This window comes from Brachybacterium zhongshanense (assembly GCF_055385755.1).
Map to the genome: position 1 here is coordinate 3,362,281 of NZ_AP043790.1, position 14,711 is coordinate 3,376,991.

Genomic DNA, 14,711 nt, shown 5'->3' on the forward strand with positions numbered 1-14,711 from the left:
TGACAAGATCGACGGCATGTCCGCGACGACGCAGATCCGCACCGAGGCCGACGCGCTCGCACGCCTGCTGGCCGACGCCGATGCTGCCGCCCCCGTCCCCACCTGCCCCGGCTGGACCGCCCGCGACCTGCTGTGGCACCTCACCGAGGTGCATGAGTTCTGGTCCGCGATCCTCGCCTCCCGGGCGACCGACGACGAGGACGCCGAAGCTGTCGAGGCCGCCGCCGCGCCCCGGCCCGAGTCCCTCGCGGAGATCCTCGGACGACGTCGCACCGCGACCGCAGGGCTCGTCGAGCAGCTGGAGTCCCGCGCGGACGACGAGCCCGCCTGGTCCTGGTTCCCGCCTGACCGGACCGTCGGCTTCACCCGCCGCATGCAGGTCCAGGAGGCCACGATCCATCGGGTGGACGCCGAGCTCACCGTCGGCAGCGAGGTCTCACCCATCGCGGCCGACGTCGCCGCCGCAGGGCTGGACCACTGCATCGACGTCATGTGGGCCGCGGTCGGCCACTGGACCCCGGAGACCGCCCACCGGGAGGAGCTCGCCGTGCTCGAGCTCGCCCCGGCCGGCGGCACCGCCCGCACCGTGGAGATCACCCGCGCCACCGGTGCCCGCGCCTCCGACGGCACGCCCTACGCCCTCGTGCTCACCCGCGTCCTGCCCGACGGCCCTCAGGAGGGCGCCGCGGCAGCCCTGCCCCGAGCGGTGGTCAGCGGCAGCGCGCTCGCCCTCTGCCTGTGGGCCTGGGGCCGTGCCGCCGCGCTCGAGCGCCTCGCTACCGGTGCCGAGCAGGTCGCCCTCGAAGGCGACTCCCTCGCACTGTCGGCCGTCGCCGAGCTGCTCGAGCAGGGGCTGCAGTAGGTCAGCGGCCGGTCAGGAGCGGGGGTCCTCGGTCGACTCGGGTGCCGACGCCGGCTCGGCGGGAGTCCTCTCCTCCGCCTCAGCAGGATCGTCGGCCTCCTCGGGCTCGTCGGTCTGCGCCGAGGAGTCATCGGCCTGCGCCGACGGATCCTCGCCCGCTCCCGACGCCGTGCCCTCGCCGTGCGGCGCCTCCCCGTCGTGCTGCGGCGCCTCCCCGTCGTCGGCCCCGCTGTCCTCATCGCCGTCCGCGCCGTCGTCATCCTGGTCGGAGCGTCCATCGGCGTCCGAGGTCACCCAGGCCGAGACGACCGGCTCGTCGTCCGAGGCGGCGCGCACTGCAGCTCCCGCAGCAGCCGCACCAGCATCAGCACCGGCGGCGCCTGCACCGGCAGCGCCTGCACCGGCAGCACCCGCACCGCCCGCTCCTGCGGCGGCGGCGACGCTCGCGAGGTCCGCCTGGGCCCGCTTGCGCTCGAGGACCGCGCCGGCGAAGCCCAGGGCGAGACCCAGGGCCAGCCATCCGCTCAACCAGAGCAGATCATCGGCCGGATCCACCCAGCCGCCGCCGATGGCGCCGCGGAAGGCGTCGACCGCGTGGGTCATGGGCAGGAAGATATGGATGTCCTGGAAGAACTGCGGGAGGGTCTGCACCGGGTAGGTGCCGCCCGCTCCGGAGATCTGCAGGGCCACCAGCACCAGGGCGACGAACTTGCCGACCGGACCGAAGACTGCTCCGAAGCCGTGGTTCAACGAGACGAAGACCAGGCTCGTGAGAGCCGAGAGTCCGAAGAGCAGCAGCAGGTCGTCGGCGGCGATGCCGACCGCCCAGTGCAGCGCGGCGACCGCGATCGCGGACTGCACGACGCCGAGCGCGAAAGCGGGCAGCAGACCCCCCGCCAGCAGCTTCAGCGGACCGGCGCCGTTCTCGGCGGCCTTGCGGGAGAACGGCGGCATCATCAGGAAGATCGCCATGCCGCCGACCCACAGGCTGATCGCCAGGAACAGCGGGGCCAGGCCCTCGCCGAAGCGTTCAAGCTCGTTGGCGCGCTGGAAGTCGAAGGCGACAGGATCGGAGGCCGCATCCGCGAGGGTCTCCCGCTCGGAGTCGGAGTACGAGGGGATGTCGTCCACGGAGTCGGACAGGCTGCCGGCGAGCTCGTCGGCACCGTCGGAGAGCTCCCCGGCGCCCTCGTCCAGCTCGGTCGCGCCCTCGGCGAGCTGCTGGGCGCCGTCGTCGGCCTGGGCGGCGCCCTCGGCGAGGTCGTCGGCCCCGTCCGCCAGCTCCCCGGAGCCGTCGGCGAGCTGCCGGGCCCCGTCGTCGGCCGAGGCGAGACCGGTCAGGAGGGTGCCCGATCCGTCGCGGAGCTGGGCGGTGCCGTCGGCGAGCTGCTCGGCGCCCGTCTTCGCGGAGCCGACGCCGCCGGTGTACTCGTCGACGCCCGCGGAGAGCGTCTCGGCGCCGTCTGCGGCCTGCTCGGTGGAGTCCGCGAGGGTCCGTGCGCCGTCGGCCACCTGCTGGGCGCCGTCGTTCAGCTGCGAGATCGAGTCCGCGCCGTCCTCGAGCGCGGAGTAGAGGTCGGGGAGCGCGGAGGCGGCCGCGCGGGCCTGCTCCGCCAGCTCGTCGGCGAGGTCGGCGGCGGAGGAGCCGTCGGCCGTGCCCGTCCCGCCCGCGGCGGTCGCGCCCGAGCCCGATCCGTCGGACGCCTGCCGGGCGGTGTCCAGGGCGCTGGAGACGCCATCCTCCAGCGAGGTCGCGTCCTCGGCGAGGCTCCCGGTGGCGTCGGCGACCGTCGAGGTCCCGTCGGCGAGGGACGAGGCGGTGGTCGCAGCCCCGTCGAGGTAGTCGCCGATGCGGCCGGACGCGTCGACGACGTCCTCGGCGGTCCCGGCGATGTCGGCGGACTGCGCGGCGGCGTCGGAGGCGGCGGTGTCCGCGCCGTCGGCGTCGGTCGCGGCCTGCGAGGCCTGATCCCGGGTGGTCTGCGAGGTCGAGGAGAGCGAGGAGAGCTCCTCGCAGAAGGCGTCGTCGGCCCCGGAGTCCGCGCAGCGGGAGGCGAGGTCGTCGAGGGTCTGCGTGTAGGTGTCGACCTGCGAGGAGGACGCCGAGGCGCTCTCCGAGGCGGTGCTCGCCGCATCGGAGGCGTCCTGGGTCGCGGTGTCGAGCGCGCCGACCTGGTCGGAGATCGACGACGCGCCCTCGGAGACCGTCGTCGCGTCGTCCGCGCGATCGGAGGTCGCCTGGGCGAGGTCCTGTGCGGCCGAGTCGACGTCGGTCGCCTTCTCGTCCAGCGCCGTCGCCGCCTCGGAGAGGGAGGTCGCGGCGGAGGAGGAGGACTCGAGGGCCGCCGAGATGTCGTCGGCGATCTGCTCCAGATCGTCGATCGCGGCCACGAGGTCGTCGCTGGTCTGCTGGACGCTCTCGGGGCTCACTCCGGCCTCGTCGAGATCGGCCTGCACGTCGGAGACGGTCGAGTCGAGGGTCTGCGTCCCGTCGGCGACCTGCTGGGCGCCGTCGGCCAGGGTCGAGGCGCCGTCGGCGATCTGGCGGTTGCCGTCGGCGAGGTCCGAGGCCCCGGAGCGCAGCTCGGAGCTGCTCGCCGCGATCGTGCCGAGCCCGCTCGAGAGGGACTGCGCGCCGTCGTCGAGCGTCGCGACGCCGTCCTGCAGGGTCACCCCGCCCGAGAGGAGCTGGTCGAGGCCGACGACGAGGTCCAGGGAGCCGCTGTGCAGGTCTGTGGCGCCGCTGGCGAGGGTGGCGCTCCCGTCGGCCAGCTCCCCGGTCCCGTCGGCGAGCTCGGAGGTGCCGTCGACCAGCTCCTCCGTGCCGTCCTTGAGGTCGCTCGCGCCGTCGGCGAGCTGTCCGGCGCCGTCGGCCGCCTCGACCACGCCGTCATGGATCGTCGTGAAGCCGACGTAGACGTTGTCCAGGTAGTCCTCCTGGACGTTCGCGCGCAGCGCGTCGGTGAGCGCGGTGCCGACGGACTTGGTGAAGTTCCCGCCGACATAGTTGATGGAGTCGTTGGTGGTGAAGGTGACCATCGTCGAGGCGGCGTCCTCCGCATCGCCGCCGAGCGACGCGATGCGCTCCGAGAAGTTCGCCGGGATCTCCACCGTCGCCCCGTAGGTGCCGTCGGCCAGACCGTCCTCCGCCTGCTCCGGCGTGGTCTCGACGAAGGTGTAGACGGTGCTCTCGTCCAGGTCGAGCAGCGTCTCCACGAAGTCGTCGCCGACGTCCAGCTGCCGCGTGCTGCCGTCCACGGAGGTGGACTCCGCCCCCTCGTCGAGGTTGACGACGGCCGCGGTGACCTGGTCGAGCTGTCCGCTGGGGTCGCGGAAGGACCAGGTCATGTTGCCGGAGTAGATGAGCGGGACCAGTGCCAGGCCGACGACGAAGAGTGCCGCGATGGGCTTCTTCCACTCGGAGGGCAGCAGGTCCAGGACGGTACGGAGCGCAGGGGAGGTTCGCTTCACGCGGGAGACGATACAGCCGTGTATCGAGTTTGTCGCGGGTCGCCCAGGCGGAGTGGCGCGCGGAACGTCGAATGGTTACTCGGCGGTAGTCAGGGTCACATCCGCCGTGCTCGATCCGAGCGTCCGACGGTCTCCGCTCTCCTCATGCCGGCAGGTCCACCACCCAGGGCTCGCGCGGCAGCGACTGCGGATCCCAGCGCTCGAGGACATCGGAGGCGGTGCGGCAGTCCGGAAGGCCCAGGGAGTCGCCGATCCGGCCGACGACGTCCGCCGCGCTCTCCCCGCGCGCGAGCCGGTCCCGCAGCGTCACCGCCCCGTCGCGCTTGGCCAGTCGCGCCCCCGCGGTGCTGACCGCGAGCGGCACGTGCGCATACATCGGCTGCGGCAGTCCCAGCAGGTGCGCGAGGTGCGCCTGCCGGGGCGCGGAGGTCAGCAGGTCGTCCGCGCGGGTCACCTGGTCGACTCCGGCCGCGGCGTCGTCCACGACGACGGCGAGGTTGTAGGCCACGACCCCGTCCCCGCGGCGGAGCACCAGGTCGTCGACCGCGGCCGTGACCTCCCCGGCCCACAGGTCCCGGATGCTCCAGGAGGTGGTGTCCGCCCGCAGCCGCAGGGCCGGCTCGCGACGGAGCTCCCGCATGCGCTCGCGCCCGGCCGCACGGGCGTCCTCGTCGAGGTCGCGGCAGGTCCCCGGGTAGGCGCCGGGCGGGGCGTGGGGAGCGCTCGGCGCCTCGAGGATCTCCCGTCGGGTGCAGTAGCACTCGTAGACGAGGCCCGCGCCCTGCAGCCGTTCGATCGCCGCGGTGTGGGCGTCCGCGCGCTCCGACTGCCGCACGACCTCGCCGTCCCAGTCGATGCCGAGCGCTGCGAGATCCTCGAGCTGGCGCTGCTCAGCGCCCTCGCGGACCCGATCGAGGTCCTCGATGCGCAGACGGAAGGCGCGTCCGCTGCGCCGCGCGAGCACCCAGGCGAGGATCGCGGTGCGCAGGTTCCCCAGGTGCAGATCCCCGCTGGGGGAGGGGGCGTAGCGTCCGGCGCCGACGTCGGCACCGGGGTCCGGGTCTGTGCTCGACGGGGCGGGCGAGGGGAATGCGTCGGGCATGCCTGCAGTCTAGGGAGGACGGGGCATGCGAGGGGCGGCGCGATGCTGGTGCCCTGGGGCGCCGAGACGCCCGGACGCCGAGATGCGCCCGGACGCAGATGACGGTCATGCGGCTCTGGCATCCACGAAGGGAAGCCAGAGCCTCATGACCGTCATCAAGGGCTGGTGTCGGGGCCCGGCTGGTGTCGGGGCCGGCGGGTCGAGCCCCCGGGAGCTCAGCTGTCGGAGCGGTGGGTGCCGCGCTTCTCGGAGTCGGCGTCGGACTCGAGGGAGCTGGCGACGTCGCCCGCGTCGGCCGCGCCGACGGTGTCGGAGACGGTCGAGGAGTCGGAGTCGTCACCGGCGGAGGCCGGGTAGTGGGCACGGGCGAAGTCGGCGGGCGGCGCCCACGGATCCTCGACCGGACGGGTCTTCTTCCAGGCCAGGTAGCCGGCGGTGGCGCCGACCGCGGCGAGACCCACGACCAGGAGGACCTTCCCGGCGCGGCTCTTCTTCTTGGGGGCGGGCGCGACGAGGGCCGCGGCCTTGATGTCGCCCTGGCCCTTGTCGAGCTCCTTGCGGGCCGCGTCGACGGCGGCCTTCAGGACGGTGCCGGTGGTCTCGGCGGTCTTCCGGGCGCGGGGGAGGTAGTCCTCCTGCACGTCGTGGACGAGCTTGTCGGCGCGGGGGCCGAGGTTCGCCTGCAGGTTCTGGCCGGCGTTCTGGCCGAGGCTGGCGAGCTTCTCGCCCTGGGCGCGCAGCTTCTCCTCGACGCCGGGGCCGTACTGGTCGACGAGATCCGTGGCGCGGGAGCGGGCCTCACGAGCGCCCTCGGAGACCACGGGGCCGACCTGGGAGGCCAGCTTCTGGAGCTCCTCGACCGCCTTCTCCGCCTTCTGGGCGGTGCCGCCCGCGGCGGCGACCGTGGTGGCGGCCTGCTTCTCGGCCTTCTTCGCTGCGCGCTTCTTGGTCAGCGCCATGTCGTTCCCCTTTCGGTCGAATCCGCCGGGTCGGGCCGACGGCGGTCCTGGCGCGAGGACGCTCGGGGGATCACCCGCCGGACGCCTCGCCCGTGTGCGACAACTCTAACGCGCCGGCACGACGCAGCTCACAGCTCACGTCCTGCGAACCCCCGGATGCCGGAGATGCCCGACGCTGATCGCGCGCCGGACAGCGGCCGGGAGGCCCGTGGACAGGCCCTGAGGAGGTGCTGTCCGGCACTCGGTCCGGTGCCCCGTCCGGTGCGCGTTCCGCACTCCGTCCGGCACCCGGTGCGGGTGCGTGCGCATGTGCGAGGATGACCGCATGTTCGCAACCCTGCACACCAACCACGGGGACATCCGCCTGGAGCTGTTCCCCGACTTCGCACCCAAGACCGTGGAGAACTTCGTGGGCCTCGCCGAGGGCACCCGCGAGTTCACCGATCCCGAGAGCGGTGAGAAGGTCACCCGTCCGTTCTACGACGGCGTCGTGTTCCACCGCGTCATCTCCGGCTTCATGATCCAGGGCGGCGACCCGCTGGGCACCGGCACCGGCGGTCCCGGCTACAACTTCGACGACGAGATCTCGGAGAAGAACTTCAACGAGCCCTACAAGCTGGCGATGGCCAATGCCGGCAAGCGCATGAACGCGCTCACCGGTCGCCCCTCCGGCACCAACGGCTCGCAGTTCTTCATCACCGTCGCCCCCACCCAGTACCTGCACGGCAAGCACACCGTGTTCGGCGAGGTGGCCGACGAGGAGTCGAAGAAGGTCGTCGACGCGATCGCCGCGACCAAGACCGACATGCGCGACCGTCCGCTCGAGGATGTCGTCATCCAGTCCGTGACCGTCGAGAAGTGACGGCCAGGAGCTCCGGGGGAGACCGGAGCTCCTGAGGACGGGGAGCGGCCCGGCACCGAGATCGGTGCCGGGCCGCTCTGCGTCGTCGTCCGGTGCTGTCCCCGGAGGGTCAGCCGACGGCGATGCCGAGCATCGCGCCGATCCCGTAGGTGACCAGGAGGGCGAGCATGCCGCCGACGATCGTGCGGATCGTCGCGCGCCGCGCCTCCGCCTGACCGAGGCGGGCGCTGACGACGCCCAGCAGCGCGAGGGCGAGGACCACGGCGGCCATGGTGATGGGCAGACGCAGCGCGACCGGTGAGGTCAGGATCGCGATCAGCGGGATGATGCCGCCGATCGAGAAGGAGATCAGGGAGGTGACGGCCGCGGCCCAGGGGGAGACGACCGCATCGTCCTCGACGCCGTGCCGGAAGCGGGTGTGGGCGGCGAGGGCGTCGTGGCGCTCGAGGGAGTCGGTGACGGGGCCGACGACGTCCTCCGGGATGCCCGACTCGGTCAGCGCGTCCATGAGGTGCCTGTGCTCGATCTCGGGCTGGGCTGCGAGGTCTGCGCGGGTGCGCGCGATCAGGGCGCGGTCGGTGTCGCGCTGGGTGGAGACGGAGACGTACTCGCCCATCGCCATCGACAGCGCACCGGCGATCAGCGAGGCGAGCCCGGCGACGATCAGCCATGCGGTGTCGGTGGTGGCGCCGGCGACGCCGACGGCGAGACCGGCGACGGAGACGATGCCATCGTTGGCGCCGAGGACTCCCGCGCGCAGTCGGTTGACGCGGTCGGAGCGCGAGGTGCGCTCGGCCTCCAGGGTGCGCTCGCCCGACGGAGAGCGGCCGGCCGACGGTGAGCGACCGGCTGACGGCGAGCCGTCGGAGGGAGCCGACGGCGGGGCCGGGCGGGACGGCCGATGCGGCGCGGGGAACGGGTCGACGAGAGCCATACCGACACTGTAGCTTTATGGACTCAGTCCAAACAAGCAAGATGAGGCTGGCCTGACCTGGGGCATCGGGCCTTCCGGAACTCCCTCAGGCACCCCTGAGACGGGGAGCCCGGGGAGCCCGGGGCACCCTGAGCGGGTGGAGCGGATGCAGCAGTGGGCAGGCGCGGCGGGCAGGGCGGCTGGAGCGGATCGGTACTGTCGACGCATGAGTCAGCGACACCTCGCCGGAGCGCGGATCCTCGCCCAGGGTCTCGTCGGACCATCTCCCGCGGACGGGCCAACTCCTGCGGACGGGCCATCTCCTGCGGAGGTGGCCCGGAGCTTCGTCGGCCATCAGGGGCAGGACCTGCCGGGGGTCCTGTCCTCCCTCGCTCTGCGCAGCGGCGGCGATGCGGAGGCGATGGATGCGGTCCTCACGGCCTTCGACACCGGGCGGATCGTGCGCGGGTACCCGATGCGGGGGACGGTCTTCGCCGTCGAGGCGGGCACCCTGGCGTGGCTCACGGAGCTCTGCAGCGACGGACCCTATCGGGCCGCGGTCAAGCGCCGGCCCCGGCTCGGGATCGAGGAGGAGCATGTGCGCCGTGCCAGAGAGGTGCTCGAGCGGATCCTCCCGGAGGTCTCGCTGCGCGGCGCCGGCCGAGGCCTGCTCCGCTCCGAGGTCCTCGAGGCGTGGGAGCAGGCGGGCGTGCCCCTCGGCCCCGGTGCCGGCTACCACCTCCTCGTGAACTTCATCCACGAGGGCGTGGTCGTCTACGGGCCCTGGCGGGCCGAGGCGAAGGAGACCGCCGTCGTCCACGCCCCCAGCTGGCTCCCGCCGGCCTCCGACCTCGCCAGCACCTTCGACGGCGACCGCACCGCAGCGATCGCCGACGTCGCGCTGCGCTACTTCACGAGCCGCGGCCCCGCCTCCGTCCGGGACCTCGCCTGGTGGACGAAGCTGCCGCTCGGCGCGATCCGACGGGCGATGCCGCTGATCGAGGACCGGCTCGAGCGCGGGGTCGTCGGCGCCGACGGCAGGATCGGCCCGGCACCTGCTGGCACCACCGGCTCCGCCGCGGATGGCGTGCTCCTCTTCCGGCCCGGCCTGGTGGAGGAGTATGCCGAGCGCGAGAAGGACACGATGCGCGAGCTGCTGCTGCCGGGCTTCGACGAGCTGGTCCTCGGCTATCAGGATCGGCTCTTCCTCCTGGACAGCGCACGCCATGACGTGCTGGTCCCCGGCAACAACGGCGTCTTCCGACGCGCCGCCCTCCGGCGCGGCGAGGTCGTCGGCACGTGGAGCCGCAAGGGCGCCGTCGGGCGGCGTCGGCTCGACCTGGTCGATGCCGAACCGTCGTCCCCGATCAGCGACGCCCAGCGCCGACGCTTCGAGAGGCTCTTCGACAGGTTCCCGACGGCCGACGGCTGAGCGCGGACCCCGTCCGGGTCCAGGGTGGTCATGGAGAATAGGGCCATGGAGCGCCCCACATACGGCTACAGCGCCGACGACCGCGCCGAGGACGGCGCTGAGGACCCCCGCAGCGCAGGCGGTGAGCGTCCCCGGCCCAGCTACGGCGCCGCGGACCCCTCGCATCAGACGACGGGCCAGCCGGTCTGCCCGCGCCATCCCGACCGCGTCAGCTATGTGCGCTGCAAGCGCTGCGACCGCCCGGCCTGCCCCCAGTGCCAGCGGCCCGCCGCGGTCGGCGTGCTGTGCGTGGACTGCGAGAGGGAGCTGAGCCGTCAGCAGGCCTCGGCGCGCCCGCGCAACGCGATGGGCGGGCGCCTCGGCGGCGCCACTGCGCAGAAGCCCCTGGTCACGTACACGATCATGGCGCTGTGCATCCTCGCATACGTGGGGCAGACGGTCAGCGGCGGCGTCGTCGAGCAGTGGCTGATCTTCGCGCCCTTCCGGATCCTCGCCTACCCGTGGACCTTCATCACCTCGGGCTTCCTGCACGGCAGCATCATGCATCTGGCGCTGAACATGTGGGCGCTGTGGGTGGTGGGCCAGCATCTGGAGCGGGTGCTGGGCCATGCCCGCTACGCCGCGGTCTACTTCACCTCGATCATCGCCGGCCACACGGCCGTGCTGCTGCTGACCGATCCGCTCTCCCAGAGCTGGTACTCCGGAACCCTCGGCGCGAGCGGCGGAGTGTTCGGCCTGTTCGCCGCGATCTTCGTGGTCCAGCGCAGGATGGGCGCCGAGACCGCGCAGATCGCGATCATGATCGTGCTGAACCTCGTCATCACCTTCACGGTCCCCGGGATCTCCTGGCAGGGGCACCTGGGCGGCCTCATCATGGGCGGCGCGCTGACCGCGGTCATGTTCGCCCTGCGTCCCAAGGCATCCCCGGGCGCCGACCGGCACGCCCTCGCCCGACGCTCCGCCCTCATCCACACCGCAGTGATCGCCGCCGGGATCCTGCTGTGCCTGGTCCTGATCGTGCTGCGCGTGGTGATGGTCAACGGCTGACGCCGATGTGCCCGGGGTGTGGTAGCCGGAAGGCGTCAGGCGAATGACATCGGTGTGACCATCCCCAGTTGTGGATAACTTTGGGGAGAACTCGGGGGATTTCCCCGATCGGATGTGGACAACCGGGGATCCGGTGTGGACGCACGGTGAGGACACGGGCGTGTTGGGGACGGAGGCGTCCGCAGCGCGCTCGGCGAGGCGGCTGGGTTCGCGGACGCTCCGCCAGTGTGCCGCGTGCCTGGAGACGTCGTCGGACCCTTTTCGGAGGCGCCAGGGTGCTGTGAGAATCCAGCCATGACCTGCGTGGATGCGGTGATGTTCGGCACTGGTGCTCCAGGGCGCCCCGAGTGTGGACGGCGCGGCTGCCGGGAGATCCACGATCGTGGACGGCCAGCGGCCGACGGGCCCCGCACCTGCAGAACTACAGGAATGTCATTCGTCCACGGCTGTGGACATCACTGTGGACAAGTGCTGATCCGTGGGGACGGACGGGGGATCAGGGCCCGGCAGAGCGGCTGGGGAGGAGAGAGCGCGGATGCCGAGGAGGAGCGGGCACGGATGCCGGGCAGTCCGCGGACCAGCGCTCGAGAAGTGCGCGGGTCAGTGCTCGGCGCCGCCCGCGATGCGCAGATCGGTCGGCGCGGACAGCGCGACCCGGGTCATCGCCACCAGAGCCTCCGCGCAGAGCCTCGGGCTGATCACGTCGGCCGACGGCACGTGCACGAAGCCGCTGCGGACCCCCGTCCCGGCGAGACGATGCTGGAGGAGGTAGAAGACGTCGTTGCAGACGTACGTCCCCGCCGTCTGCGACACCGCTGCGGGCAGCTCCGGATTCCCGTGCACCGCCGCGACCATCGCCTTGATCGGAAGGGTCGAGAACAGGCCCACCGGTCCGTCGGGCGCGACCGGCTCGTCGACCGGTGAGGCGCCGGCGTTGTCGGGGACGCGGGCGTCGCGGATGTTGATCGCAACCCGCTCGGGCGTGATCGCCTCGCGCCCGGCCGCGAGGCCGACGGCGATCACCACGGCCGGGGAGGCCTCCTCGACAGCGGCCAGCAGGATCTCGCCCGCCCGGCCGAACTCCACCGGCAGCTCCCGGGCGTCGGCCGCGACCCCCTGCTCCCGGAGCGTCGCAGCCGCCAGCCGCGCGGCCTCCCACGACGGGTTCGCCGCATCCCCGCCGAAGGGCTCGAATCCGGTCAGCAGCACCTGGAGCGACATGGAGGACTGGAGCGTCATGGAGGAAGCCTAGGCCGCCTGGACTGAGGTGATGACGGCTAGCCTGGGGCGATGACAGCGACCAGCTTCGCCGACCGGCTCGTCGAGCTCTTCCCGCACATGGGTCTGAGGATCGCAGCGGGGGACCTGACCCTGCGTCCCCTCCGCGACGAGGACCTCCCCGAGTACATCGAGCTGCTGCGTCGGCCGATCTTCGACGACGAGGATGCCGACCATGTCTTCCCCTGGTTTGCGACCGACACGGAGAGCCGCCTGCGCGGCGCGCTCACGTTCCAGTGGACGCTGCGCTCGCAGCTGAGCCGCGAGAGCTGGTCGATCCCGCTGGCGATCCGTGCCCACGGCGAGCTGATCGGCTCGCAGGACCTCGTGGGCCGGAGGTTCGCCGAGCGCCGCACCGTCAGCTCCGGCTCCTGGCTCACCCGCGACGCGCACGGCAGGGGGTACGGGAAGCTGATGCGTCAGGCGATGCTCGTGCTCGCCTTCGACCATCTCGGGGCGCTGCGCGCCGAGTCCGCCGCCGTGCTCGGCAACGAGCCCTCCTTCGGCGTCTCCCGCGCCTGCGGCTACGTCGACGACGGCACCGAGGTCGTCGTGGAGGGCGGACGCGCGCTCACCCATCAGCGGTTCCTGTGCACCCCTGAGACGTTCCGCCGACCCGACCTCGAGATCCGCGTCGACGGAGTCACGGAGGCGCTCCGACAGCAGCTGGGAGCCGACGGCATCTAGCTTTACCAACCGGACGGATCCCGCCGAGCGCGCGACCCTCCTGATCAGGCGGTACGCCCCCGACGGGATCTGGGAAGCGAGTCGCGCTGCTGACGCGCCCACAGATGCGTCGGGAGCGGCAAACTTCGGGACTCCTGCGTGACCTCAACGCCTGAGAGGCGTCGAGGTCACGCATAGGTCCCTTTCTCAGCAGCACCACCTAGCAGACGCCGTCGGCCTCCAGCCGTCGTGCCGCGGCAGCGGCGGCGGGCATCCCGTCGGACTCCTGGACGCAGCGGGCCAGCAGCCATCGGCGCACCCGTGCCGGGTCGAGTTCGGCGAGGCGAGCCATCCGGTCCGCGAAGGCCGACGGGTCGGCCCGCAGGCGCTCGGGATCGTTGAGCATGTGCTGCAGGACGTCATAGTGGGGATCTCCGACGTAGGGCTTGGGGTCGATGAGGACCCACTCGCTGTCGTCGCGGGCGATGACGTTCGCGTGATGCAGGTCCGTCACCAGCAGGGACGGCTCCCCGTCCCAGTCCAGCGGCAGGCTCCGGAACAGGTCCAGGCCGTGCGCGACGAGGTCGGCGGGGAGCGTCGGCCGTCCGGCCCGGGCGGCGTGCTCCGCGCGGGCGGCCGCCTCGTCGGCCCACCAGTCGCACATGTGCGCGAGCGGGCGGAAGGGACCGTCGGCCGGAGCAGGCATCCGCAGGCGACGCGCCAGTGCCGCGACGACCTCGTCCTTCTCCGGCCACGGCAGAGCCATCTCGAGCGTGGTCCCGGGCCGGACCCGCTCCATCAGCAGGATCGAGGTGCCCTCGCGCAGATCGGCATGCAGGACCCGGGCGGCGCCGCGGCCCTGCCAGGCGATCATCCCGGCGGCCTCGTCCCGCGCCTCGTCATGCGCGAAGGACACCTTGAGCACCATCTCGGAGGGCAGTTCGCCGTCGGACGGCAGATCGCCGTCGGCCGGAGCGAGGCCGTCGGCCCCGTCGGCCCGGGAACCGGAGGCCCGGGAGCCGGGGCCCCGACGCACCGGGGCGACCCAGGATGCGGTGCCGCCGGGGGAGAAGGGGGCGTCCGGAACCAGACGGAGCTCCTCGAGCAGGCCCGGGAGCAGGGACGGCAGCCGATCGCGCCAGGCGGCGACACCGGGATCGCGGTTCCCAGCGAGCAGCGGTGGCAGAGGATGCCCGGAGACGGACGGCGGTGTCTGGTCGGTCATGGGCGGGGGCCTCCCGGGGCCAGCAGCGGATGGCGGGGCGTGCACGGGGCTAGCATTCTGCCGTGAAACCGTTCCTTGTGATCTCCACGCGCCCCGAGGATGACGTCGCCCTCACCGAGCACGAGTCCGTCCTCCGCTTCACCGGCCTGGACGAGGCCGACGTGCGCTGGGTCCGCCTCGAGCGGGAGGAGCTGCCCGACCTCGGAGCGGACGACGTCTCCGGCGTGCTGCTCTGCGGCAGCCCCTTCACCTACTCCGACCCGCCCGAGGACAAGCCCGCGATGCAGGTCAGCGCCGAGAAGGCGATCTTCGCGCTGCTCGACCGGGTGTTCGCCGAGGACATCCCCTTCCTCGGCGCCTGCTACGGGGTCGGCACCCTGGGCACCCACCAGGGGGCCGTCATCGACCGCACTCACGGCGAGCCCATCGGCGCGATCGAGGTGACCCTCACCGACGCCGGCCGGGAGGATCCGCTGATCCGCGCCGCCGGCCTCGGCGACACCTTCACCGGGCTCGTCGGCCACAAGGAGGCCGTGCACACCCTCCCCGAGCACGCCGTCCTGCTCGCGACCGGCGAGACCTGCCCCGTGCAGATGTTCCGCGCCGGCCCGCGCCAGTACGCCACCCAGTTCCATCCCGAGCTGAACGTGCCGCTGATCATCGACCGCGCCCGCCACTACCGCGAGCACGGCTACTTCGACCCCGAGGACATGGAGCGCATCTTCGCCGAGCTCTCCACCCGCAGCGCCGACGAGGCCCCGAAGCTCCTGCGCGCCTTCGCCGAGCTCTTCGCCCGCTGACCCCGCTGAACCCCGCGATCCCGGCGGGACGGGCCGGCCGACGCGCGGCGGCGCGGGGAATGCGCCCTCCGGACCCGGTGCCTCAGGTAGGTTC

Annotated in this window: 12 protein-coding genes; 6 read left to right on the forward strand and 6 right to left on the reverse strand. The window is 72.7% G+C overall.

Annotated elements, in window-relative coordinates:
* The first annotated feature begins 16 nt into the window (after positions 1-16).
* Positions 17-862, forward strand: a complete 846-nt coding sequence (locus ACZ5AJ_RS14925) for a maleylpyruvate isomerase family mycothiol-dependent enzyme (protein ID WP_464135828.1) — start codon at positions 17-19, stop codon at positions 860-862.
* A 12-nt stretch (positions 863-874) separates the two neighbouring features.
* Here ACZ5AJ_RS14925 and ACZ5AJ_RS14930 read toward each other — a convergent pair whose 3' ends face one another.
* The 3 genes from ACZ5AJ_RS14930 to ACZ5AJ_RS14940 all read right to left on the reverse strand — a co-directional run bounded on the left by ACZ5AJ_RS14930 (position 875) and on the right by ACZ5AJ_RS14940 (position 6,394).
* A complete protein-coding gene (locus ACZ5AJ_RS14930; RefSeq protein WP_464135829.1) occupies positions 875-4,333 on the reverse strand; it encodes a YhgE/Pip family protein in 3,459 nt (1,152 codons plus the stop codon).
* A 142-nt stretch (positions 4,334-4,475) separates the two neighbouring features.
* Entirely contained in the window at positions 4,476-5,435 is a 960-nt protein-coding gene (gluQRS, locus tag ACZ5AJ_RS14935) for a tRNA glutamyl-Q(34) synthetase GluQRS (protein WP_464135830.1), read from the reverse strand.
* Positions 5,436-5,650: 215 nt separating this feature from the next.
* Positions 5,651-6,394: a hypothetical protein gene (locus tag ACZ5AJ_RS14940; RefSeq protein ID WP_464135831.1), complete on the reverse strand. Its 744-nt coding sequence runs from the start codon at positions 6,392-6,394 to the stop codon at positions 5,651-5,653.
* A gap of 325 nt (positions 6,395-6,719) precedes the next feature.
* On the opposite strand from ACZ5AJ_RS14940, the gene ACZ5AJ_RS14945 reads away from it, so the two are divergent.
* Positions 6,720-7,256 carry a peptidylprolyl isomerase gene (locus ACZ5AJ_RS14945; RefSeq protein ID WP_464135832.1) on the forward strand — a complete coding sequence of 179 codons (537 nt, stop codon included), beginning with the start codon at positions 6,720-6,722 and terminating at the stop codon, positions 7,254-7,256.
* A gap of 109 nt (positions 7,257-7,365) precedes the next feature.
* Here ACZ5AJ_RS14945 and ACZ5AJ_RS14950 read toward each other — a convergent pair whose 3' ends face one another.
* Entirely contained in the window at positions 7,366-8,190 is an 825-nt protein-coding gene (locus ACZ5AJ_RS14950; protein ID WP_464135833.1) for a VIT1/CCC1 transporter family protein, read from the reverse strand.
* 205 nt (positions 8,191-8,395) lie between these two features.
* Between ACZ5AJ_RS14950 and ACZ5AJ_RS14955 the strand changes: the two genes are divergently transcribed.
* The gene (locus tag ACZ5AJ_RS14955; protein WP_464135834.1) at positions 8,396-9,601 is read left to right on the forward strand and encodes a DNA glycosylase AlkZ-like family protein; all 1,206 of its coding nucleotides are present in this window, start codon (positions 8,396-8,398) and stop codon (positions 9,599-9,601) included.
* 45 nt (positions 9,602-9,646) lie between these two features.
* On the forward strand, positions 9,647-10,648 hold the full coding sequence (locus tag ACZ5AJ_RS14960) for a rhomboid family intramembrane serine protease (protein ID WP_464135836.1): 1,002 nt from the start codon (positions 9,647-9,649) through the stop codon (positions 10,646-10,648).
* A 600-nt stretch (positions 10,649-11,248) separates the two neighbouring features.
* Here ACZ5AJ_RS14960 and pcp read toward each other — a convergent pair.
* On the reverse strand, positions 11,249-11,887 hold the full coding sequence (pcp, locus tag ACZ5AJ_RS14965; RefSeq protein ID WP_464135837.1) for a pyroglutamyl-peptidase I: 639 nt from the start codon (positions 11,885-11,887) through the stop codon (positions 11,249-11,251).
* Positions 11,888-11,938: 51 nt separating this feature from the next.
* Between pcp and ACZ5AJ_RS14970 the strand changes: the two genes are divergently transcribed.
* On the forward strand, positions 11,939-12,613 hold the full coding sequence (locus ACZ5AJ_RS14970) for a GNAT family N-acetyltransferase (protein WP_464135838.1): 675 nt from the start codon (positions 11,939-11,941) through the stop codon (positions 12,611-12,613).
* A 199-nt stretch (positions 12,614-12,812) separates the two neighbouring features.
* Here ACZ5AJ_RS14970 and ACZ5AJ_RS14975 read toward each other — a convergent pair whose 3' ends face one another.
* Positions 12,813-13,817, reverse strand: a complete 1,005-nt coding sequence (locus ACZ5AJ_RS14975; protein WP_464135839.1) for an aminoglycoside phosphotransferase family protein — start codon at positions 13,815-13,817, stop codon at positions 12,813-12,815.
* Positions 13,818-13,879: 62 nt separating this feature from the next.
* Between ACZ5AJ_RS14975 and ACZ5AJ_RS14980 the strand changes: the two genes are divergently transcribed.
* The gene (locus tag ACZ5AJ_RS14980) at positions 13,880-14,617 is read left to right on the forward strand and encodes a glutamine amidotransferase (protein WP_464135840.1); all 738 of its coding nucleotides are present in this window, start codon (positions 13,880-13,882) and stop codon (positions 14,615-14,617) included.
* The last annotated feature ends 94 nt before the right edge of the window (positions 14,618-14,711 follow it).